Raw genomic sequence first — 22,939 nt, forward strand, 5'->3', positions numbered from 1 at the left:
AATTGAGGCACCCGAAGGTGGAGGTGATACTGCGTTCGCCGTGGCGTCGGACCAGGGCATCGGATGCGGTGTGGGGGCTACATGTCCGCTTGGTTATCACGTTTGGTGTTCAGAGGCCTGACGGCGGCCGGAGCCGCCGTCGCTCTGGTCGTCTCCATGTTGGTGGGGCTGCCGACCCTTCCGGCCGCGGCCGCGCCCACCAACCACGCGCCCAAGGCGCAGCAGCAGACCCCGGTCCCGGTGCGGGCGGCCACCCCCCGCCCGGCACGACCGGTCGACGCCGCGAGCGCGCACGCGCTGCGCGCGGTGCCCTCGGTGAGCTGGCCCACGGCGGGTACCGCACGGGTGGCGGTCACCGCGTCCACCGCCCGGGCCGGAACGCTCCCGGTGTGGGTCGGCGCGGCCCAGCCGGCCGGGGCCACCTCGGCCTCCGCGGCCGGGGCCAGGACGGCCGGCGCCAAGACGGCCCAGCCGGCTGGAACTACATCGGCCCAGGCCGGGGCCGCACAGGGTTCGGCAGGCCAGCAGGGATCGGCGGGCGTTCGCGGCTCGATGAGCGTGCAGGTGCTCGCGCACGACGCGGCGGCGACGGCCGGACTCGCCGGCCTGATGTTCAAGCTGCACCGCACCGACGCGACGGCGGCGATGGCCGCCACGGTGTCGGTGGACTATTCGTCGTTCCGTAACGCCTACGGTGGCGACTGGGCGCAGCGCCTCCAGGTGGTGAAGCTGCCCGCCTGCGCGGCCACCACGCCCACGGTGCCGTCGTGCCGCACCGGCACGATGCTGCCCTCGACCAACGACGCGACCACCGGCCGGGTGTCCGCCCAGGTATCCGCCTCCGGATCGGACTCGCTGTTCGCGGTGGCCGCCTCGCCATCCGGCGACGCCGGCACCTACAAGGCCACCGCGCTGTCGGACGCCGGTACCTGGCAGGTGGCGACCGAGGGCGGCGAATTCTCCTGGTCGTACCCGATGACGGTGCCGTCGGTACCCGGTGGGCTGGAGCCCACGGTGTCCGCCGACTACGCATCGTCCTCAGTGGACGGACAGACCGCCACCACCAACAATCAGCCGTCCTGGCTCGGTGAGGGCTGGAACCTCGAAGAGGGCTTCATCACCCGCGGGTACGAGTCCTGCGTGGACGCCAACCCCGGCACTCCGGCCAACCAGACCGGCGACCAGTGCTGGGGGACCGACAACGCCTCCCTGATGCTCAACGGGCTGTCGACCCCGCTGGTGAAGGTCTCCAACGACACCTGGCACCCGCAAGATGACAACGGTGAGACCGTCCAGCACCTGACCAGCACCACCAACGACAACGGAGACAACAACGGCGAGTACTGGGTGGTCACCACCACCGACGGCACCAGGTACTACTTCGGCATGAACCACCTGCCCGGCTGGACCGGCGACGACACCGCCACCCAGTCGGTGTTGACCGCGCCGGTGTTCGGCTCCGATCCGGAGAACCCGTCGACCACCGCGTTCGCCGACTCCGCGCAGACTCAGGCATACCGCTGGAACCTGGACTACGTGGTGGATCCGCATGGCGACGCTATCGCCTACTACTACACGCCGGAGACCAACGCGTACGGCGAACTGCTGGGCAAGAAGGTCGTCTCCTACGTGCGCGGCGGCACCCTGCAGCGCATCGACTACGGGCTGCGCTCCGACAGCGTGTACTCGACCCCGGCCGCCGCCCAGGTAGTGTTCGGGATCGCCGACCGGTGCGTCACCTCGGGAGCCGCGTGCGACACGCACAACGCGGCGAACTGGCCGGACGTGCCCTGGGACCAGGCGTGCGCCGCCACGGCCACGTCATGCGGCACCAACATATCCCCCACCTTCTGGTCGACCAAGCGGCTGTCCACGGTCACCACCCAGGTGCGCAATGGCACCGCCTATACGCCGGTGGACCGGTGGACGCTCACGCAGTCCTACCCGGACCCGGGCGACACGTCCGGCGACGCGATGTGGCTGAACAGCATCCAGCGCACCGGTCTGGTGGGCGGCAGCACGTCGACCCCGGCGGTGACGTTCCACGGCATCACCTACCCGAACCGGATCAACACCCCGGGCGACGGCATAGTGCCGATGGACAAGTACCGGATCACCTCGATCGACAACGAGTCCGGCGGCGTGCTGGACGTCGCGTACGACGCACCCGACTGTGACCCGGCCAAGTTCCCGACCCCGGACACGAACACCACCCGGTGCTTCCCGCAGATCTGGACCCCGCCGGACAACGCGAACCAGCGCACGGACTGGTTCGCCAAGTACGTCGTCGGGCAGATCAGCGAGGAGGACACGGTCGGCGGCAACCCCGACGAGGTCACCACCTACGAGTACCCGAAGAACGGCGGCGCCTGGCACTACACCGACAACGCGCTGGTCCCGGCGTCCCGGCGCACCTGGTCGACCTGGCGCGGGTACCAGAACGTCCAGGTGATCGACGGCGATCCGCTCGACCCGAACAGCGCACAGTCCGAAGTGGACTACACCTACTACCGGGGCATGGACGGCGACAAGCTGACCAGCGGTACCCGGTCGGCCAGCGTCACGGACTCACAGGGCAGCGTGCACCCGGACGCGAACCAGTTGTCGGGTCAGCAGCTGGAGGAGGTGACCCGCAACGGGGTGGACGGTCCGGTGGTCACCGACGAGATCACCACACCGTGGCAGAACGGACCGACCGCCACCCAGGGTTCGCTGAGCGCGTACATGGTGGAGACCGGCAAGGATGTCACCCGCACCGCGCTGTCGGCCGGCGGCTGGCGAACCACCGAGACGGACACCACCTTCAACACCCACGACCTCCCTACCAAGGTATCGGACCTGGGTGACACCGGTACCGCCGCCGACGACCAGTGCGTCACCACCAGCTACGCGACGGTGAGCACGAGCAACCTGGTGGACCTGCCCGCCGACGTCGCCACGGTCGGCGCCACCTGCGGCACCGCCCTGTCCTTCCCGGCCGACGCCATCTCCGACGAGACGCACACCTACAACAGCGCGGGCGACGCGCTGACCACCGGTGAGGTCGACTCGTACTCCGGCACCACGCCGCACTACGTCACCACCGACACCTTCACCTACGACGCGTATGGCCGAGTGCTGACCAGCACGGATCCGCTGGGCAACGAAATCAGGGACAGCTACGGCGCGCCGGTCGCCGGCAGTCCCGCGCCGACCAGCGAGACCGACGCGACCAACGCGCTGGGGAAGATCACCACTACGGTCGACTCGGTGGCGTTCGACCAGCCCGTCAAGACCATCGACCCGGCGGGGAACACCACCACCCTGACCTATGACGCACTGGGCCGGCTGACCCAGGTCTGGAACCCCGACCGGCCGGCCACGAGCAGCCCGAGCCAGAAGTTCGGGTACTCCGTCAGCACCTCGGCGGCCAGCTGGCAGAGCACCTCCGCCCTGGACGCCAACGGCAACTACCAGACCAGCTACACCCTCTACGACGGGTTCATGCGCCAGCGGCAGACCCAGGTGCCGGCGCACAACAACACCACCAGCTCCACCGCGATCTGGCGCGAACTCACCGACACCTTCTACGACTCGCAGGGGCAGGTCACCCGGGAAAACTCCGCGTACATCAACGCGGCGGCGCCGTCGGGCACCCTGGCGGTCAGCACCGACCCCACGCTGATCCCGCACGCCACTCTCACCGAGCACGACGGGGCGCAGCGCGCGGTGGTCGTCTCCGAACTGGAGAACGGCAACCTGGCCACCGACGCCGCGGGCAACCCGTGGAAGACCATCACCGCGTACGGCGGCGACCACACCGATGTCACCCCACCGGTGGGCACCACACCCACCACCACGTACACCGACGCCCGAGGCAACACCACCCAACTGCGCCAATACCACGGCAGCACGCCGACCGGGTCGTTCGACACGACCAGCTACACCTACACCCGCGCCGGCCAGCAGGCCACCATCACCGACGCGGCCGGCGACAGCTGGACCTACGGGTACGACGTACGCGGCGACCAGACCAGTGCCTCCGACCCGGACAAGGGCACGTCGACGTCCACCTACGACGTGGACGGGAACCTGCTGAGCAGCACCGACGCACGTGGCCAGACCCTGGCCTACACGTACGACGCGCTCAATCGCAAGACCGGGCAGTACGACGGCAGCACCGCCGGCACCCTGCTGGCATCCTGGGCCTACGACCCGAACCTGGGCTTCACCAGCTCCGCCAGCACCTTCACGGGCGGCGCCGAATACAGCCAGACCATCGACGCGGTGGACGCGGACGGGCGCCCCACCAAGCAGTCCGTCGTCATCCCGGACACCCAGAAGGGCCTTTCCGGCACGTACACGACGACCACCACCTACAAGCCGGACGGCAGCCCCAACACGGTGACCACCCCGGCCCTGGGCAACCTGCCCAGCGAGGCGCTCAGCTACACCTACGACTACCTGGGCGCGGCGGTCAGCATGTCGGGGCTGGCCTTCTACGTCACCAACACGCTCTACGGGCAGGACAACCAGGTCGAGCAGCTGCAGTTCGGTCCGGACACGAAGGCGGCCTGGGAGACGCTCACCCGCGACATCCCGACCGACCGGCTGACCACCATCGGGGTGCAGACCCTGCACAGCGACGGCAACGTGGACACCCAGCGGTACGGGTACGACCTGTCCGGCACCATCACGTCGGAGACCGACCAGATGCCTGGCCAGGCCACCGACAACCAGTGCTTCGGCTACGACTACCTGCAACGATTGACCCAGGCCTGGACCACCACCGCGACGGCCTGCGGCACGCCCGGCGCGGCGCTCGGCGGACCGGCCGCCTACTGGCAGACCTACAGCTACAACCTGCTCGGCGACCGCACCCAACAGGTGCAGCACGCCACCACCGCGGGCGGCACCGACACCACCACCGACTACGGCTACGCGACCGCCGGCCACGCCCACGCGCTGTCCAGCGTCACCACCACCAGCCCGGCCGGCACGAAGACCGCCGGCTACGCCTACAACGCCACCGGCGACACGACCGGCCGGCCGGGCCCCGACGGCGGCGCGCAGACCCTGACCTGGAACCAGAACGACCAGACCAGCCAGGTCACCGAGGGCACCAGCACCGCCAGCTACCTCTACGCCGCCGACGGCAGCCGGCTGATCGCCCACGACGCCAGCGGCACCACCCTCTACCTGCCCAGCGGTGAGGTCCACGTCGGCACCGGCGGTAACGGCGCCACCGGCACCCGCTACTACACCTACGACAACCTGACCGTCGCGCGGCGCGTCGGCGCCACCGTCACGTACCTGGTCTCCGACTCCCAGGGCACCACCAACCTGGAGATCGACTCGGGGACGCTGGCCGTGACGAAGCGGCGCTTCGACCCGTTCGGCAACCCCCGTGGCGGTACCGCCTTCCCGGGCGACCGGGGCTTCATCGGCGGCACCCGGGACACCACGACCGGGCTGACCCACCTCGGTGCCCGCGACTACGACCCTTCGCTCGGGCGGTTCACCTCCGTCGACCCCATCCTCGTGCCGAGTGAGCCGGCCGACTTCGACCCGTACGTCTACTCCCAGGACAACCCCGCGACGATGAGCGACCCCAGCGGGCAACTCCCCGGGATGTCCGGCTGCATCAGCAACGGCAATGGCGACTGCGTACCCGAGAAAGACCTGCCTCCCCAGCTGACCCATCCGAAGCCGCCGGCGAAACCGACCGGCGGATCGGGGTCATCGGGTGGCTACGGCAACCTGATCTGTTCGATCCTCCCGAAGTACTGCGGCTACTCGACCGACCGCTGCGGAGGGTTGTATCCGTGCGGCTCACCGTATGCGCCCCCGAAGGTACAGCGCCCGCCGGTGCCGATCAAGAGCTACGACAACAGCCACATCCCCAGCCCGAAGCCCCGGCCCGCGCCATCCCTCATAAGCCGCCTCGGCGGTGGCATCTCCTCGTTGCTCTCGTCGGGATGGAACCATGTGAAGAAGGGTTTCAAGAACTACTCCGACTGGATCGGCAACCATCCGGCAATCATGACGGGTCTCGGACTCGGACTGGCCGTGTTGTCGACCGCCTTCTCCTTCGGGTTGGCCGCCCCCGCCATTCTCGCGCTGGACACCGAACTTGTCGCGGGCGAGGTCACCGCGGCGGGCGTCGCCGTGGACGTCGCGTCATTCGGCGACGACTGCACCCAAGGTTGTACGGGCAACGACGTGGCCGCCCTCGCGACGGACGCCGCGGGGTTCGGGTACGCGCCGGCGTTCGTGAGGGCGATGGGGGCCGGCGGCGCGGCCCTCCTCGTGCCGAAGCTGACGGAATGGGCGAGCAGAGTCGGTGAGCGGATCAGCGCGACGCTGGGGCTCGGGACCACCGTGGGCCTGAGCTTCTACCCGTCGCCCAGCGACCCGAAGGGGCACTGACCAACCAGGGCGTGCCTCGCATCACCTCGGTGCGGCGAGGCACGCCCAGAACCGGGGCCCCCGGCCCTGGCCCTCTCCCCCGGCTCCGAGTTCGTCGATCCCCGCGAGGCCCGTCGGCCGACGATCCGTGGGAGGGGGCGTGGCGCTGCTGGCGTCTGTGTCATGAGACCTGTTTGGCTCAGGTGGACGGCGCGGAGCCGACCGATCGCGGTCGGCAATGGCTGCCGCCGGGCCACCGCACGGTCACCGTCCGATCGTGGCCGGGCACCATTCGGCGCAGGGCGAATGGTGTTGAGCCTGGCTCGGAAGCGGGCGATGCTGCCGACGCCGAGGTATCGGATCTCGGCCCGAAGTCGTGTGGGGACTGAATGTCTATCCGGTTACCGCGCCTTGCCGGTGCGCTCGCTGTTGTCGTGGCCGTCGGGTCACTCGCCATTCCCGGGTACGGCTGGCTGTCCGCCGCCCCACCCGGCAGAGCCGGGGCGGCGGCCCAGGCCAACTCAGCCACCCAAGCCAACCCAGCCACTCAGGCCGGCTCAGCCACTCAGGCCGGGTCGGCACAGCAGGACACCTCGGCCGGCGCCGCACCGGCCACGGCCACGGCCGTCTCCGCGGCCGACGCCGCCTCCCGCGAGGCGGTGTCCACCAAGCGGCCGGTGGTGGTCGACGCGATGACCACCGCCACCGGCCAGACCACCGCGCAGCCGGACGGCACCTTCACGCTGGACGAGCACGCCCAGCCGGTACGGGTGCGCAGCGGCGGCACGTGGGTGCCGGTCGACACCACCCTGCGCACCTCGGCCACCGGGGTCTCGACGGTGGCCACCACGCTGCCGTTGACCCTGGGCGCGGCCGGGAGCACGAAACTGGCCACGCTGAGCGTCGGCGGCGGGAGCCTCACGCTGTCCTGGCCGGCCCCGCTGCCCGCGCCCCGGTTGTCCGGCGCCACGGCCACCTATCCGGGCGTGCTGCCCGGCGTGGACCTGCGGGTGACCGCGGCGGACTCGGGCTTCTCCGAGCAGCTGGTGGTCTCGTCCCGGCAGGCTGCCGCCAATCGCGCCCTGCGGCGGGTCAGCTTCGGCGTGGCGACCAGCGGCGGCCTGCGACTGGTGTCCACACCGGACGGCGGGCTGACCGTGCTCGACGCGCACAACACCGCCGTGCTCGGCTCGGACCCGGCGCTGATGTGGGACTCGACCGTGACGGACCCGGCCGGCGGAACCGCCGGACCCGAGGGAACCACCGGGCACCAGGCGAGGGTGGGCACCAGCACCGGTGCGGGCTCGGTGACGCTGTCGCCGGACCTGTCGTTCCTCGACTCGGCCGGCACGGTGTACCCGGTGACGATCGACCCCGACTTCTCCCCCGCGCGTACAGTGTGGGACAAGGTGTTCCTCGGCTTCCCGAACCAGACGTACTTCATCGGCGGCATCGACGGCGCCGAGGCCAAGGTCGGTGCCTGCTACGTCCCATCCGGGGAGTGCAACGGGCTCGGGGTGGCCCGCTCCTACTTCCAGTTCAGCGTCGCCAGCCTGCACAGCAACGGCGGCCTGGTCAAGCACGCGGAGTTCAACGTCGCCGAGACCTTCGGCTCGTCCTGCTCGGCACGCGACATCGAGCTGGAGTCGACCGGTTCGATCAACAACGGCACGACCTGGAACAACCAGCCCAGCGGCAGCGTCCTGGCCACCAAGTCCATGGGGTGCACGCCCACCACATTCGGGTACGACGTCAGCACGATGTGGCCCAACACCACGGTGTCGCAGACCGGCGTCACCTTCATGCTGCGGGCCAGCGACGAGAACGACCAGCTGGCGTGGCGGAAGTTCGCCAACAACCCGAGCCTGGTCATCACCTACAACCGCAGGCCGGCCACGCCGAGCTCGCTGACCACGGCGGGCAAGGCGTGCTCGACGACGTCCGGGGCCCAGGTGCTCAACCCGCAGTTGCAGGCCAACGGGGTGCGGACGGTCGCGCTGGGCGCGAAGGCGACCGACCCGGACGGGCAGAATGTAAAGCTGACCTTCACCTGGTTCGCCGGGAGCACCCAGCTCGGCTCGGTCACGTCACCGCTGAAGGCCTCCGGGACGGCGTACACCGCGCAGATTCCCGCCTCGGCCCTGACCGACGGGCGGGTCATCAGCTGGCATGCGCAGGCGTCCGACGGCACGGATTCGGGCGGGGTCTCGGCGACATGCTTCTTCACGGTCGACGAGACGGCACCGTCGGTGCTGCCCAGCATCGCCTCCACCGACTACCCGGGGTCCACCGACCCGACCTGCCCGGGAGCGTTCAACGGCGGGATCGGGCAGACCGGCAGCTTCACCCTCGGGCCCAACGGCACCGGCACGAGCACCACCACCACGTCGGACATCGCAGGCTACTTCTACGGTCTGGACGCCCCGGCGCTGTTCGTGGCGGCGCCCACCCCGGGCGGGTCGGTGAGCGTGCCGATCACCCCGAAGTCGTTCGGCCCCAACCATCTGGTCGTGTTCAGCGTGGACAAGGCGAACAACGTCAGCCCGCAGACGACCTACTGTTTCAAGGTGGACACCGGCAAGGACGCGGTGCACCACTGGTCGCTGGACGGCGCGCTCAACCAGGCCAATACCCTGGACTCGCCGGGTGACGGCGTGGCACCCCTGGACGCGACGATGGCCGGGCTGAACCAGGGAGGGTCCTGGACGGCCGGCCGGGTCGGCGGGGCCGCACAATTCAACGGCTCGCTGACCGACTACATCCAGGCGGCCCCGGGCAAGGCGATCGACACCAGCAAGAGCTTCGCGGTGTCGGCCTGGGTCCGGGTGGACAAGCTGGGCAACTTCCCGACCGCCGTGTCGATGGACGGGGTACACGCGCCCGGCTTCCAACTGCAGGCGCAGCCGGACGGCCACTGGGCGTTCGTGATGTTCGAGTCGGACACCAACGGCGGCGGCTTCAACTACCGGTTGAACTCCAACGCCACCGTGGCCGTCGGGCAGTGGACCCAGCTGGTCGGCAGCTACGACGCGGGCAATCACCAGATGGCCCTGTACGTCAACGGGGTGCTCGACCGGACGCTCGCCCACACCAGCACGTGGTCGGCGGCCGGGCCGGTGACCATCGGTCGGTCGATGTTCGACGGCGCACCCTCGGATCCGTTCAACGGCGCCGTCGACGACGTGCGGCTGTTCGACCACGTGGTGGAGCCCGCCGGCGACGTCTCCGACGACACGCTGACCAACGCGGCGAACCTCGCGTCGCTGCCACTGCAGCCCGAGGCCTGGTACAACTTCGAGGAGGGCACCGGCTCGGTGGCCGCCGACGCGACGGGCAACTGGAACCCGGCCACCATCTCGGGCGGGGCGTCCCGCGCCGAAGTCGATCCGCAGGACCAGTCGCGCCTGGGCAGTGACGCGCTGCAACTGGACGGCTCGACCGGGTTCGCGGCGACCAGCGCCCCGGTGGTGCGCACCGATCAGAGCTTCACGGTGTCGGCCTGGGTGAACCTGCCCGACCTCGGTGACACGCCGATGACGATCGTCAGCGAGGACGGCGCGCAGACCAGCGACTTCGCGCTGCAGTACCGGGACGACGGCGGCACGCCCAGCTTCGGGGTGCAGGTGGCCGGATCGGATGTGGCCGCGCCGACGGAAACCCTGGTGACCGGTGGCAATGCGGTCGCGGGGGTATGGACCAACGTGGCGGCCACGTACAACGCCGCGACCGGCGACGTGCACCTGTTCGTCAACGGGCAGAAGGTCGGCCAGTCGGCCACCCCGGTGACGAAGAACTGGTCCGCGACCGGCCCGCTGGAGGTCGGGCGCGGCAAGGCGGCGGGTTCCCCGGCGCAGTACTTCGCCGGGCAGATCGACAACGTGCAGGCGTTCGCCGGAGCCGAGACCGGCACGGACGCCGCCGACGCGACGTTCCTGGCGGCACCCGGCCCGCAGACGCCGTACGCGGGAGAGCTGACGCGGTGGGAGAGCACGGACACCTCCGCGCACATCAGCTCCGCGACCGGCGCGGTGCCGTTCGGGTTCGAGTTCGAGGGGCCGATCGGTGCCCTGGCGCCGGCCGGCGCCCCGGACACCTCGGAGATCTACGCCTGCCTGATCGGCGGGATCGACGAGTTCACCTCCAAGGATCCCGGGTGTGAGGGGCAGACGGTGCTGGGGCCGATCGGGCTGGTGTACAACCAGGCGCAGGACACCACTGCGGCCGTTCCGCTGTACCGGTGCGACTGGATCTCCGGCGGCACCAACTTCCACTTCGACTCCAACGATCCGAAGTGCGAGGGCAAGTCGGTCGAAGGCCTGGCGGGATACCTGCGGCCGTTGATGAACCTGGTGCGTTACCAGGCCACGGACACCGGCCAGTCGTGGACCTCCCCGGTGGGCGGGCTCCCGGTCGGCTACGTGCGGCAGGACAACCTGGGGGTACCGGGCGAGCCGGCGTACGTGAGCACGGCTCCGATGCCCGGCTCCACCTCGCTGTTCATGTGCCAGAACGGTACCGGCGAGTACCTGTCCACGGACGGCACGTGCGGCGGCGACACGCTGCTGGCCGCGACCGGCTTCGTCTGGACCAGCCAGCCGGCCGACGCGCCGTCGGCGCCGCTGTACTCCTGCGTCGACGACGCGACGCAGCAGCGCTTCTCGTCGCTGGACTCGGGATGTGAGCAGCTGTCCACGACCGCGCCGACCGTCCTGGGCTGGGTCGAGACGCAACTGTGAGGGTACGGGCGGTCGCGCGGACCGGTGAACATCGGTTCGCGCGACCGCCCGTAGGAGCTTCGACGGTCAGTCGCCGACGATGCGGTTCAGGATCTCGTTGTGCACGTGCTGGGCCTTCTCGCTGCCCCGGAACTCGACCTCGTAGGTCAGCGTGCCGACGTGGATGCCGATCGTGCCGCTGGAGAAGAACGAGCCGGCGAAGGACTTGTTGCTCAGCACGCTGACGCTGTGGATCCGCGAGTACGGCACGCTGGTCACGGCCAGCTTCTCCCCCACGAACGACTTATCCTGAATGATCACCCGCCGGTCGGTCAGGCCAAGGAACCCGGTACCGATGCCGTGCGCGTCGTACACCGCGAGCAGGTTCTCGCCCGCCACCAGGCCGGCCTGGATCTGCTCCAGTTGGTCCTGCCGGTCAAACGGGACGCTGTCCGGCGCGGCCGCCGGCTCACTTGTGATAGTCACGCTTCTCCGATCAACCCGTGGGATGTGCTTCGACGATCGCGCGCAAGTCTGCCATCGCGCCCCGGGCACCGCCGCACCCTCCTCGCCCCGGTGCCCCACCGGGGGCGCCGGCCCCGCTCAGGCGGGCGGCTCGACCGCCAGCGCGTGCCGGAACACGTCGCGCGGGTCCCAGCGTGCCTTCACCTGGCGCAGCCGGGGGTAGTTGTCCTTGTAGTAGAGCGTGCTCCAGGGCACGCCGGAGGTGTTCCACGCCGGATCGGCCAGGTCGGCGTCGGCGTAATTGATGTAGGAGCCGTCGCTGACCTCGTTCGGTACCGGCACCCCGCCGGTGGCCGCGTACACGTCGCGGTAGAAGTCGCGGACCCAGGCGAGGTTGTCCGCGTCGTCGGCCTCGTCGTACCAGACCGACTGGTACACCGCCTTCATGACCACGTCCCGCTGGGCGACCGCGGTCGCCCCCGGCGCGACGGCGCGGACCTGGCCGCCGTACCCGATCATGAGCATGCCGCAGTTGGAGTTGCCGGCGGAGTTCGTCAGGTTGCGGTAGATGGCGGACAGTTGGGCGTCGGTGAACGAGCGGCGCAGGTAGCCCGCCTTGATCTTGTACCGGCGGCTGATCACGTCGCCCGGCTCGCCGAGGCCGGGGAAGGTCGTCGCGTGCATCCACGGCATGGTCCGCCGCTCGTTCAGGACGGGCGTCAGCCCGGTGCCGGCGCTCACCGCGCACACGAGATCGGTGACCAGGTCGTTCACGTTCGGGATGCCCACGTCGGTCTGCACGACCAGCTGGAACTGGCCGGCGGTGCGGTGCGCCGGCATGAGCAGCGCGTACAGGCCGGCGTTGGGCGAGCCGGGCGCGCTGTTGCGCTCGTGCCAGGTGCCGAAGTTGCGCAGCAGGGTGGTGAACGCCTGCTCGGTCATCGCGTCGTCCCACTGCCAGATGACCAGGCACTCCAGCATGTCGGTAGGCGCGGCGGGCAGCAGCCGGGACGGCTCGCCGTCGGTGGCGTCCGGCGAGCGCAGCCAGTACTTGGTCACCACCCCGAAGTTGCCGCCCCCGCCGCCGGTGTGCGCCCACCACAGGTCGTGGTTCGGGTCGTCCGGTTCCCGGGTGGCCACCACGGCGCGAGCCGTACCGCCCGGGTCGACCACCACCACCTCCACGCCGTACAGGTGGTCCACCACCGAGCCGTACCGGCGCGACAGCGGCCCGTACCCCCCGCCGGCGAAGTGCCCGCCCGCGCCCACCTCGGGGCAGCCGCCCGCCGGGACCGTGACGCCCCAGCCCTTGAGCAGGGTGCGGTAGACCTGGCCGAGCGTGGCGCCCGGCTGCACCACGAACGCGCGCCGCCCCGCGTCGTAGCCGACCGCGTCCATCGGCGACAGGTCCAGCAGCATCCGCACCGCCGGGTCGGCGGTGAAGTTCTCGAAGCAGTGCCCGCCGCTGCGCACCGCCACCCGCCGGCCGGAGCGCACCGCGTCGGACACCGCCTTTACCACCTGGTCGGTCGACCCGACCACGCGCACCTCATCGGGCCGGCCCACGAACCGGAAGTTGTTGCCACGCAACAGGTTGTCGTACCGCGGATCCCCTGGCCGGATCGTCACCGGCCCCAGCCGCCCAGGCACCGCCTCCTGAGGCGATCCGGCGGCCTGGGCCGATCCGGCGGCCTGAGCCGGCACGGCGCCGATCGCGCCCGCCACGCCGGCGCCGGCGACCGCCGCCGCTCCGGCGAGAATCCCGCGGCGACTCACGTGGTCGCGTTCTGGCTTGCTCACTGCGGTCCCCCAATCCGGCCCGGCCGCCGCGGCCGGGACTGGCTCAACGGTCGCAGTCAGGGTTCGCCAGCGCATGGACCGGCCGGCCGGTCCAACGGCTGAGCCCGGCGATCGGCCGGACGGTGGAGCCACTCCACCGATCGGTGGGCTGTCCCGCGACCGGCGCGGGCGACGCCGCGCGGGACAGCCATGACGGCGGCGCTCGTGAGACGATCCGCTGCGGATGACGCGTGACGTCGACGCTAGTGCGGGGGGAACATGTCTTCGGTGTCTCTGAGCGACGTGTCGCTGGGCGACGACGGTGCGCGGCTGCGCCCGCTCGAGCCGTGGCGGGACGAGGAGTTTCTGACCCACATGGATCGGGGCCGGGAGTTCATCGGGCGGTACATCGCGCTGCCCGACGCCGTCACCGACCTGGCGTCGAGCCGCGAGTTCCTCCAGTCGTACGCGGACAAGGTCGCCGCCGACCGGGGCGGCGTCTACGGCATCTGGGCGGATGGCACGCTGGTCGGCGGTGTCCTGTTCAGGACGATGGACGTCGGGCGGGGCACCGCCGAGGCGGGCTGCTGGTTGGAGCCGGCGGCGGTGGGCCGGGGCCTGGTGACCAGGGCGGCGCGCGTGATCATCGACTGGGCCATCGAGGAGCGCGGCATCCACCGCGTGGAGTGGGTGGTCTCGTCGGCGAACCAGGCCAGTATCGCCGTGGCCCAGCGCCTGGGGATGACCAAGGAGGGCGTGCTGCGGGAGAGCTACCCGTACCGGGGCCGGCGGCACGACATGGAGATGTGGTCGGTCCTCGCTCCGGAATGGCGGGCGGCCCGGGCCTGACCGAGCCGAACGCGCCGGGTTGGACTCCTCAGCCCTTGACGCGCTCCGGATCGGCGCCACGGCCCCTGGCCCACAGCAGTGCGGCGTTCGCGCGCACCGCCCGGTGGTACGGCGTCAGCTCGTCACCCGCCCAGTACACCTCGATGTCCGAGGAGCCGTCCCCCAGGGTGTCCACTATCCAGCTGCGGATCCGCGCCTCCAGGTCCCAGGCGAGCGTGTCGGGCGCCACCTCGACCAGGAAGACCCGCCGTGCGTCGCGCGGCGGCCCGGCCGGGCCGAACCGCCAGGCGCGCCACAGCCCGATCACGCATTCGTGGTCGGGCACCTCCATCACCACCGCCTCGTCCACCAGGTCGGTCAGCTCCTCGGCCAGGTCGGCGAGGGACGCCAGCGAATCCGGCAGGTCGGTCAGGTCCGCACCGCAGCCGCTGAGGTCCAGGCTGGCGGGGATGCGCGATCCGCCCGAGGCCAACGCGCCGGCCGGCACCGGGGCGAACCGGTGGTCCGTGGCCGGGATGTCCTCCGCGACGGCCACCAGGTCCGCGCCTGCCAGATCGCGCTCGCCGACCATCATCTGCAGCAGCTCGAGGTTGGCCGGCCGCAGCGAGATCCCGAGCGTCGCCGCCGATCCCGCCACGGTGTCCGGGATTATCGCCAGATCTCCATCGACCAGCGCGGTGCGCAGATAAGTGAGCAGGTCGTCCGGGACCCTCCCGGCCAGCTCCAGCAGCAACTCGTGGATGCCCGCGAAGAAGTGCCACAACAGGTCGTCCAGATCGCCCCGATTACCGATTTTCATGCCAGCGCTCCCCCATGCCAGCGCTCCCCCATGCCAGCGCTCCCCCGACGTGGATGACGCGCCCGCGCCGTGACGGTGCGGGCGCGTCATCGCCCATGCCTGAAGGCTACTTGTCCTTGACCACCAGCTGGGTCCGGCCCGATCCGACCCGGCAGTGGTCAGCCCCGGACACGTTGGTGCCGGCCCGCAACCTCGTGGGCCGGCGCCAACGCGGGGTCGACGGGGTCAGCCGGTGACCGTCGCCGTGGCGGAGCCACCGAAGTTGCTCGTGACGGTGATCTGCCGCGGGTTGTCCAACCAGTTCCGCTCGTCCGAGTAGCTGCCGCCGCCGTTGTTGGTCAGGGCGAAGCCCAGCGAGACGGTGAGTACGGCGTTGGGGTTGCTGCTGGTTGCCTGGATCTTCAGGTGACCGGTCTTCCACTGGGCCAGGGTGATGCGCACGGTGTCCTTGGCCGGCGGGGTGCCCGGCGTGACCGTGATCGTCGCTGTCACCGTGGTGGTGCCGAACGCGCTGGCGGTCACCGTCACCGTGGTGGCCGCGGTCACCGCCTGGGTGGCGACCGGGAACGCCGTGCTGGACTGGCCGGGGCGCACGACCGCCTCCGTCGGTACCGTCAGCACGGCCGGGTCGCTGCTGCTCAGGTTCACGACGGCACCCTGCGACGCGCTCGCCACGAAGGTCGCCGTACCGGTGGAGGCACCACCGCCGACGACGGTGGCCGGCGCGAAGGTGACCGATCGCAGGTTGGGGGCGGTGGTCTGGTTCCCGCCGCCGCCACCGCCGCCACCGCCACCCTTGGCGAACGCGGGGGCGGCGAGGAGGACACCGAGGAGTGCGGGGACCACGGCGGCGAGCCGCAGCAGCCGCCTGGACCGGGACGTTGCGTGGGACATCCTGACCTCACGTCGGACGGTGAATAGGTGGACACCCTCTGCCACGCACCCGGTCGCGATTTGGTTCGCCGGAACGGCGGTGACGCGCTCGCGCCGTGACCGGCACGGGCGCGTCACCGCCTAGGTCTGGTGGTTACTTGCCCTTCACCACCAGGTGGGTCCGGCCCGACCCGACCGTGTAGTGGTGACCTGCGAGCACCACCGAGGCCGCGGCGTGCCGGGCGCGTGGTCGGCCGGGTGCCGGGCCGGTGCCGCCGCGTTCCGGCCAACCTCGCCTCGGCCGATAAACTTGATCACGGTCGCCGTGGTAGCGCCGATGGAGGGAGAACCGCCGTGCCGTCAACCACCCCAGGATCGCCGCCCAGGGTCACCCTGTTCGGGTTGGGCGGCACCATCGCCATGACCGGCACCGGCGGCGTCGTGCCCAGCCTCAGCGCCGAGCAGCTGGTCGCCGCGGTTCCCGGGCTGGCCGGGGCCGGCGTCGAGCTGGACGTGGTCAGCTTCCGCTCGCGGCCCGGCGCCGCCGTCACCTTCGCCGACCTCACCGAGCTGGCCGGCGCCGTGCGCGAAAGCCTGGCGGCCGGCACCCAGGGCGTGGTGGTCACCCAGGGCACCGACACCATCGAGGAGACCGCGTACCTGCTCGACCTGCTGCGCACCGGTACCGCGCCGATCGTCGTCACCGGCGCCATGCGCAACCCCACCCTGGCCGGTGCCGACGGGCCGGCCAACCTGCTGGCCGCCGTCCAGGTCGCCGCCAGCCCGCACGCGGCCGGGCTGGGCTGCCTGGTGGTGTTCGCCGACGAGATTCACGCCGCCGGCCGCGTACGCAAGAGCCACGCCACCAGCCCCGGCACGTTCGTCTCACCGACCGGCGGCCCACTCGGGTACGTCGTCGAGGGCTCCCCGGTCATCGTCAACCGCCCGGCCCGCCGGTACACGATCGGGGCGGCTCCGGGCCAGCCGACCGCGCTCCCCCGCGAACCGGTTGGGGATGCTCACCCCCGCCACAACCCGGCTCCGGCTGCGCTCCCCCGGGTCGGCCTGTACACCGCCACGCTTGGCGACGACGCCGCCCTGCTGCCCCGGTTCACCGAGGACCTGGACGGGCTCGTGGTCGCCGGGTTCGGTGCTGGACACGTACCGGACACCTGGGTGCCCGCCCTCACCGAGGCCGCCGCGCGCATCCCCGTCGTGCTGGCCTCCCGCACCGGCGCCGGCCCCGTCCTGTCCGGCACCTACGGCTTCCCCGGCTCCGAACGCGACCTGCTGTCCAGGGGCCTGATCCGGGCCGGGTTCCTCGACTCCGTCAAGGCCCGCATCCTGCTGCACTGCCTGCTGGCCGCCGGCACCGACCGGGCCGGCATCGCCGCCGCCTTCGCCACTGTGGACGGCCTCGGCGGATAGCCGCCGGCCGCTGCGGTGGCCGGCCGGGCACGATCGGCGGATCAGGTGTGCACCACCCGGGTCTCCTCGCCGGGGTCGCGCAGCCCGGCGGGTATCGAGGCGGGCAGCAGCAGCACCGTGACCAGGGCGCCCACCAGGAACAGTCCGGTGGACCACCAGAACGCCGTGACGTAGCCGTGTACCGAGGCCAGTGCCGTGTTGTGGGTGGTGGAGGTCCGGCCGATCAGGAAGCGGGCGGTGGCCGTGGCGGCCAGCGTGTTGAGCACGGCCACGCCGATCGAGCCGCCGACCTGCTGCACGGTGTTGAAGGTGGCCGAGGCGACCCCGGCGTCCTCGGACAGCACGCCGAGGGTGGCGATGCTGGAGCTGGTGGAGAAGACCAGGCCGAGCCCGACGCCGAGCACGATCATGCTGGGCAGCAGGACCGGAAAATACCCGCTGGTCAGGCTGATGCGGGTCAGCAGGAACACGCCCGCCGCGCCCAGCAGCATGCCGACCGGCACGGTCGCCTTCGGCGAGACGCGGCGCACCAGCGCCGGGCCCAGCACGGCCGCCACCAGCACCAGCACCAGTGGTAGCGGCAGGAAGGCCAGGCCGGTGCGCACCGCGCTGTAGCCGAGGATCTGTTGCAGGTACAGGCTGAGGAACAGGAAGACGCCGAGCATGGCACCGGTGGCCAGCAGGATGCCCAGGTAGCCGCCGCCCCGGGTACGATCGACCAGCACGCGCAGCGGCAGCAACGGGTTGGACACCCGGGCCTGCAGGGTCACGAACGCGATCAGCAGCACGGCGCCCACGGCCAGGAAGCCCACGGTGATCACCGAGGTCCAGCCGTCCCGGGGCACGTTCGCGAACCCGTACACGATCGCGAACAGCCCACCGCACACCGTGGCGGTACCGGGAATGTCGATGCGGGCGTGCGAGGCCGCGGGTCCACGCCCCGGCAGCAGCGCGATCGCGCCACCGGCCGCCGGGATGGCCGCCACGATGTTGATGTACATGGTCCAGCGCCAGGACAGGTACTCGGTCAGTACGCCGCCGAGCAGCAGGCCGATCGTGGCGCCGCCGACGGCGATGGCGCCGAAGATGCCGAAGGCCCGGGCGCGCTCCCGCCCCCGGGAGAACGTGGTGGTCAGCACCGCGAGCGCGGCCGGCGCCAGGAACGCGGCGAACAGGCCCTGCACCGCCCGGCAGGTCACCAGCCACATGAAGTTGCGGGAGGCGCCGCCTACCGCCGACGCGATGGCGAACCCGATCAGGCCGATGACCAGAACGTTCTTGCGCCCCAGCCGGTCGGCCAGCCGCCCGCTGATCAGCAGCAGGCTGCCGAACGCGAGCGTGTACGCCGTGATGATCCACTGCCGGTCGCCGGCGGAGAAGTGCAGCGCCTGCTGCGCCGACGGCAGGGCGATGTTCATCACGGTGTTGTCCAGCGCGATCATCATCTGGGCCAGGCCCACGACCCCGAGGATCCACCAGCGCCGGGAATCCAGCTGGTCCTTGGCCTCGGTGGGCGACACCCTGGCTCTCGACTCGGACGCACGGCCGGCCGCGCTCCGGTTGGTCTCCGATGAGCTCATGAACGCCTTCCGCCGGGTCGTCCGCGAATCGTCCGGCGCCGGTCGCTCGGCGGCGCCGAAGGCCCTCGGAACTCATGGCGCCTGTTTGTTCCGTTCGGACCCCGGGACGCAGTTGCCCAGGAACCGCCCGGAGAAACACCTCACCGGCCCGGGCGAGGACGGGGAATCGGACGGCGGGCGCACCACGTACCTTCGGCGGAACCGGCGGACAAGGGGTCACGAGGGACCCACCCAGCCGCCGGTTCGACCCGAGCTCTGCCGCTACCCGGGCGTTGCCGATAGCGCGCCCAGCACCCTCAGACCGTGACGACGAGCTTGCCGGTGGTGTGCCGCCTGGCGAAGTCGACGCATGCCCGCACGCCCTCGTCGAGGGTGTATCGGCGGCCGATCGTCGCCGGCAGTTCCCCGCGGACCGCCAACTCGCCGACCTCACGCATGCCGCCGAAGGTACCCTCCATGTCCAGCACGAACTGCAGGCCGACGTCGTCGCGGCCGAGCCACTCCTGTTGCGGTACGGGATAGGTGATCGTGAGAAGTCGCCCACCCGGGCGGACGGCGGCCGCCACGCCGGTGAGCCGATCGCTGGGCAGGGTCAGGTTGAGGGCGACGTCAACGCCTGCGGGGTAAGCGGATTCGGCGTACCCGATGGTCTCGTCAGCGCCGAGAGCCCGCAGGATGCCAGCATCGGCGGCGGTCGCGGTGGCGATGACCCGGGCCTTCGCGCCGGCGAGCAACGCGACCACGGCGGTACCGACGCCTCCGGTGGCGCCGACGACCAACACGGTCTCGCCCGGCTGCACCTTGGCGCTGGCCATCAGGGCGCGTGCGGTCAGGCCGACGGTGGGCAGAGCGGCGGCCCGTTCGACGTCGAGGCCGGCCGGGCGGCGCGCCAGGAACGGGGTGTCGGCTTCGAAGACCGCGTACTCGGCCAGCGATCCGGTGCTCAACGACGGCCGGGTCGCGCCGGCCATCGCGCGCAACGCGCGGGGCACGGCCTGGCCGAATATTTCGTCGCCGACCTGGTAGTCGGTCACGCCGGAGCCGATCTCGGTGACCGTGCCGGCGAAGTCGTTGCCGGGTACGTGCGGGAACGCCAGCGGCACGGTGTCGCGGAAGTCGCCGCTCGGTAGACGGATGTCCGCCGGGTTGATGGAGACGGCGGCGATCCGGACCTGGATCTGCCCCGGCCCCGGCCGGGGTGCCGGTATCTCGGCCACCGTGTACCGCTCGGGCGGCCCGTACCCGGTCGCCACAGCTGCCTTCATGAGACTGCCCCCTAAACGGACCGCGCGGTCAGGTTTTCCGGTGCTGAACGTAGCAATAAGCGGACCGGGCGGTCAACTTGCTAGGGTGGTCACGTGACCTCGACCCGTCCGCTGCGTGCCGATGCCAGCCGCAACCGGCAATCGCTGCTGGCCGCCGCGGCGGACGAGTTCGCCGAGCGGGGCTTGAACGCCTCGGTCGCCGATATCGCCCGCCGCGCCGGCGTCGGCAAGGGCACGGTCTTCCGGCACTTCCCCACGAAGGACGACCTGCTCGCCGCGATCGTCCTCGACCGGATCGACGCGCTCAACGCGGTCGGCGAACGGCTGCTCGACGCGGCGGATCCGGGCGCGGCGCTATCGGAGTTCCTCACCGTCGCCGCCGAGCAGCGCCAACAACGCGACCTGTCGTTCCTGCAGGAGGCCGGCGAGCTGAACGCGGAGGTCACCAGGGTCCGCGCGCAGCTGTTCCAGACCGTGCACAGGCTGGTCGATCGGGCCCGCGAGCACGGCGCCGTGCGGGCCGACATCACCGGCGCGGACGTCATCCTGCTGATGTGCGCACCGAACTACGTCACCAGCTACGTGCCGGATGCCTCACCCGATCTGTGGCAGCGGTACCTGGCCATCATCTTCGACGGTCTGCGCCCGGAAGGCGCCCACCCGCTGCCCCACCCACCGCCGATGAGCCTCGACGCGACACATACGCCGGACTGACGGCGCCCGTCGCGCGTGGTCCGCCCCGGTTGTCGCCGGCGGCCGGCCTCAGGTGGCGGCCGGCTGCCTCTGGCGCTCGGTCCGGATCACCGCGACGGCCAGCGGGTCCAGCGACACGTGGTCCCCGACCGCCACGCCGGTCAGCAGGTCCACGCCCGGCGCCGGGACGGCGACGCGGGCCGTACGGGTGTCGGAGTGGTTGAGCAGGAACAGGAATTCGGCGTGCTCGTTGCCGCGCCGGGCCGCCTCCACGAAGTCCGGGGCGGCCTCCACGAGCGGGGCGACCCCGGCGTCGCGTACCGTCGCCAGCACCGTGTCGTGCAGCGTCGCCGGGGGCAACCGGGTGCCGACGTAGACGACCCGCCCCGAGCCGAACGGGTTCTGGATGACCGCGGGCCGGCCGCTCAGTGAGCCCGAGGCATACCAGGCAACGGCCCGGGCTGACTCGGGGTGGATGCTCTCCTGCCACCAGTCACAGACCGACGTCGTCCCGTCGGCGAACCTCACCTCGAACGTCTCGCCGTCGCGCGCCGGCCAGTACTCGTCGATGTACGCGCCGATCAGGCCGCGGAACGCGCCAGGGTAGGCCGGCTGGCGCACCTGGTTGTGCGGGTCGACGACGCCGCAGAAGTACGAGCACAGCAGCGTGCCGCCGGCCGCGACGAAGCGTTCCAGGCGCGCCACGAAGCCGTCGCTGACCAGGTGCGCGCCGGCCACCACCAGCACCCGGTACCGGCTCAGGTCGGAGTCGAACGAGACCACGTCGGCCGCGAAATGCCCCTCCAGCAGCGGCCGGTAGTGGTCGGTCACCATGCCCGGATAGTCGAAGTCGTTGCGGGGCAGGCCGTACGCCGTCTCAAGCCCCCACCAGGCGTCCCAGTCGAACAGCACGGCGATTTCGGCCCGCGAACCCGACCCGAGCGCCTCGGCGATCCTTGGCAGTTCGGCGCCGAGCGCCTCGACCTCCCGCCAGGTGCGCGCGCCGGTGCCCGAGTGCGGCAGCATCGCGGAGTGGAACCGCTCGTGGCCGCCCCGGCTGGCGCGCCACTGGAAGTACATGACGCTGTCGGCGCCGTGCGCGATCGCCTGGTACGACCCGAGGCGCATCCGCCCCGGCGGCTTGACGTTGTTGACCCGCCACTGCGACACGGCGCTGGCCGCCTGCTCCATGAGGATCCACGGCTGACCGCGCAGCGAGCGCATGAGGTCGAAGTTGAGCGCGGCGGCGACGCGTGAGTCGTCCCGCCCCGGGTCCGGGTAGATGTCCAGCGCCACCGCGTCCTGTTCGGCGGCCCACCGCCAGTAGTCGGCGTGCCGGTAGAAGCGCATGAAGTTGGTCAGCACCGGCAGGTCGTCGCGGTACGAGCGGACGATGTCGCGCTCGGAGATGAAACACTCGCGTAGCGCGTCCGAGGCGAAGCGCTGGAAGTCCAGGCGCCGGGCCGGGTTGGACCACGACCGGGGCAGCTCGGGCGGGGCCACCTGATCCCAGGAGGTGTACCGCTGGCTCCAGAACCGGGTGTACCAGGCGTCGTTGAGCGCGTCGAGGTCGTCGCCGTACCGGCGGCGCAGCCAGTCCCGAAAGGCGGCGGCGGCTCCCGGCGTGTACGCGATGGGCCCGTACTCGTTGCTGATGTGCCACATGGCCAGCGCGGGATGGCCGGAGTACCGCTCGGCCAGGGCGGTGGTGATCCGGGCGGCGTGCTGCCGGTAGCGGGGGGACGTGGGGTCGTAGTGCAGCCGGTTGCCGAAGCCGAAGGTCTTGCCGTCCTCCATCACCGGAAGCACCTCGGGGTGCCCGTGGGACAGCCAGACCGGTGGCGCGGCGGTGGGCGTGGCGAGGTCGACGGCGATGCCGCCGGCGTGCAGCAGGTCCATGACCTCGTCCAGCCAGCCGAACTCGAAGCGCCCCGGCTCCGGTTCCAGCGACGCCCAGGCGAACACGCCGAGCGTGACGAGGTTGACCCCGGCCCGCCGCATCAGCGCGACGTCCTCGTCCCACACCGCCCGGTCCCACTGCTCGGGGTTGTAGTCACCGCCGAAGGCGAAGCCGCGCAGCCGCGCGCGGAGGCCGGCCATCCGGGC

General features: G+C 71.2%; 12 protein-coding genes. 5 read left to right on the forward strand and 7 right to left on the reverse strand.

The window, feature by feature from the left end; genetic code table 11:
- Window positions 1-156 precede the first annotated feature (156 nt).
- Entirely contained in the window at window positions 157-6,408 is a 6,252-nt protein-coding gene (locus ABEA87_RS17350; RefSeq protein ID WP_345630767.1) for an RHS repeat-associated core domain-containing protein, read from the forward strand.
- A gap of 368 nt (window positions 6,409-6,776) precedes the next feature.
- On the forward strand, window positions 6,777-11,123 hold the full coding sequence (locus ABEA87_RS17355; RefSeq protein WP_345630769.1) for a LamG-like jellyroll fold domain-containing protein: 4,347 nt from the start codon (window positions 6,777-6,779) through the stop codon (window positions 11,121-11,123).
- Window positions 11,124-11,189: 66 nt separating this feature from the next.
- Here ABEA87_RS17355 and ABEA87_RS17360 read toward each other — a convergent pair whose 3' ends face one another.
- Window positions 11,190-11,582 (reverse strand): PH domain-containing protein, encoded by a 393-nt coding sequence (locus ABEA87_RS17360; protein WP_345631038.1) that lies wholly within the window; start codon window positions 11,580-11,582, stop codon window positions 11,190-11,192.
- Window positions 11,583-11,705: 123 nt separating this feature from the next.
- Window positions 11,706-13,367, reverse strand: a complete 1,662-nt coding sequence (locus tag ABEA87_RS17365) for an FAD-binding oxidoreductase (protein ID WP_345630770.1) — start codon at window positions 13,365-13,367, stop codon at window positions 11,706-11,708.
- Window positions 13,368-13,640: 273 nt separating this feature from the next.
- Between ABEA87_RS17365 and ABEA87_RS17370 the strand changes: the two genes are divergently transcribed.
- A complete protein-coding gene (locus ABEA87_RS17370; RefSeq protein WP_345631039.1) occupies window positions 13,641-14,195 on the forward strand; it encodes a GNAT family N-acetyltransferase in 555 nt (184 codons plus the stop codon).
- Window positions 14,196-14,223: 28 nt separating this feature from the next.
- On the opposite strand, the gene ABEA87_RS17375 is transcribed toward ABEA87_RS17370, so the two are convergent.
- Both ABEA87_RS17375 and ABEA87_RS17380 read right to left on the reverse strand, forming a co-directional pair.
- On the reverse strand, window positions 14,224-14,994 hold the full coding sequence (locus ABEA87_RS17375) for a hypothetical protein (protein WP_345630772.1): 771 nt from the start codon (window positions 14,992-14,994) through the stop codon (window positions 14,224-14,226).
- Between the two features lie 225 nt (window positions 14,995-15,219).
- Window positions 15,220-15,888 (reverse strand): hypothetical protein, encoded by a 669-nt coding sequence (locus tag ABEA87_RS17380; RefSeq protein ID WP_345630774.1) that lies wholly within the window; start codon window positions 15,886-15,888, stop codon window positions 15,220-15,222.
- Between the two features lie 333 nt (window positions 15,889-16,221).
- Between ABEA87_RS17380 and ABEA87_RS17385 the strand changes: the two genes are divergently transcribed.
- Entirely contained in the window at window positions 16,222-17,295 is a 1,074-nt protein-coding gene (locus ABEA87_RS17385) for an asparaginase (RefSeq protein ID WP_345630776.1), read from the forward strand.
- Between the two features lie 41 nt (window positions 17,296-17,336).
- Here the strand turns inward: ABEA87_RS17385 and ABEA87_RS17390 are convergent, their stop codons facing one another.
- Together ABEA87_RS17390 and ABEA87_RS17395 are read right to left on the reverse strand one after the other, a co-directional pair.
- Window positions 17,337-18,875, reverse strand: coding sequence for an MFS transporter (locus ABEA87_RS17390; protein WP_345630777.1), 1,539 nt, complete (start codon window positions 18,873-18,875; stop codon window positions 17,337-17,339).
- Between the two features lie 296 nt (window positions 18,876-19,171).
- A complete protein-coding gene (locus ABEA87_RS17395) occupies window positions 19,172-20,140 on the reverse strand; it encodes an NADP-dependent oxidoreductase (RefSeq protein ID WP_345630779.1) in 969 nt (322 codons plus the stop codon).
- A gap of 93 nt (window positions 20,141-20,233) precedes the next feature.
- Between ABEA87_RS17395 and ABEA87_RS17400 the strand changes: the two genes are divergently transcribed.
- A complete protein-coding gene (locus ABEA87_RS17400) occupies window positions 20,234-20,854 on the forward strand; it encodes a TetR/AcrR family transcriptional regulator (protein WP_345630781.1) in 621 nt (206 codons plus the stop codon).
- 48 nt (window positions 20,855-20,902) lie between these two features.
- Here ABEA87_RS17400 and ABEA87_RS17405 read toward each other — a convergent pair whose 3' ends face one another.
- Window positions 20,903-22,933 (reverse strand): beta-galactosidase, encoded by a 2,031-nt coding sequence (locus ABEA87_RS17405; protein ID WP_345630783.1) that lies wholly within the window; start codon window positions 22,931-22,933, stop codon window positions 20,903-20,905.
- Between the last annotated feature and the right edge of the window lie 6 nt (window positions 22,934-22,939).

The sequence above is a fragment of the Rugosimonospora acidiphila genome (assembly GCF_039543385.1).
Classification (GTDB): Bacteria; Actinomycetota; Actinomycetes; order Mycobacteriales; family Micromonosporaceae; genus Rugosimonospora; species Rugosimonospora acidiphila.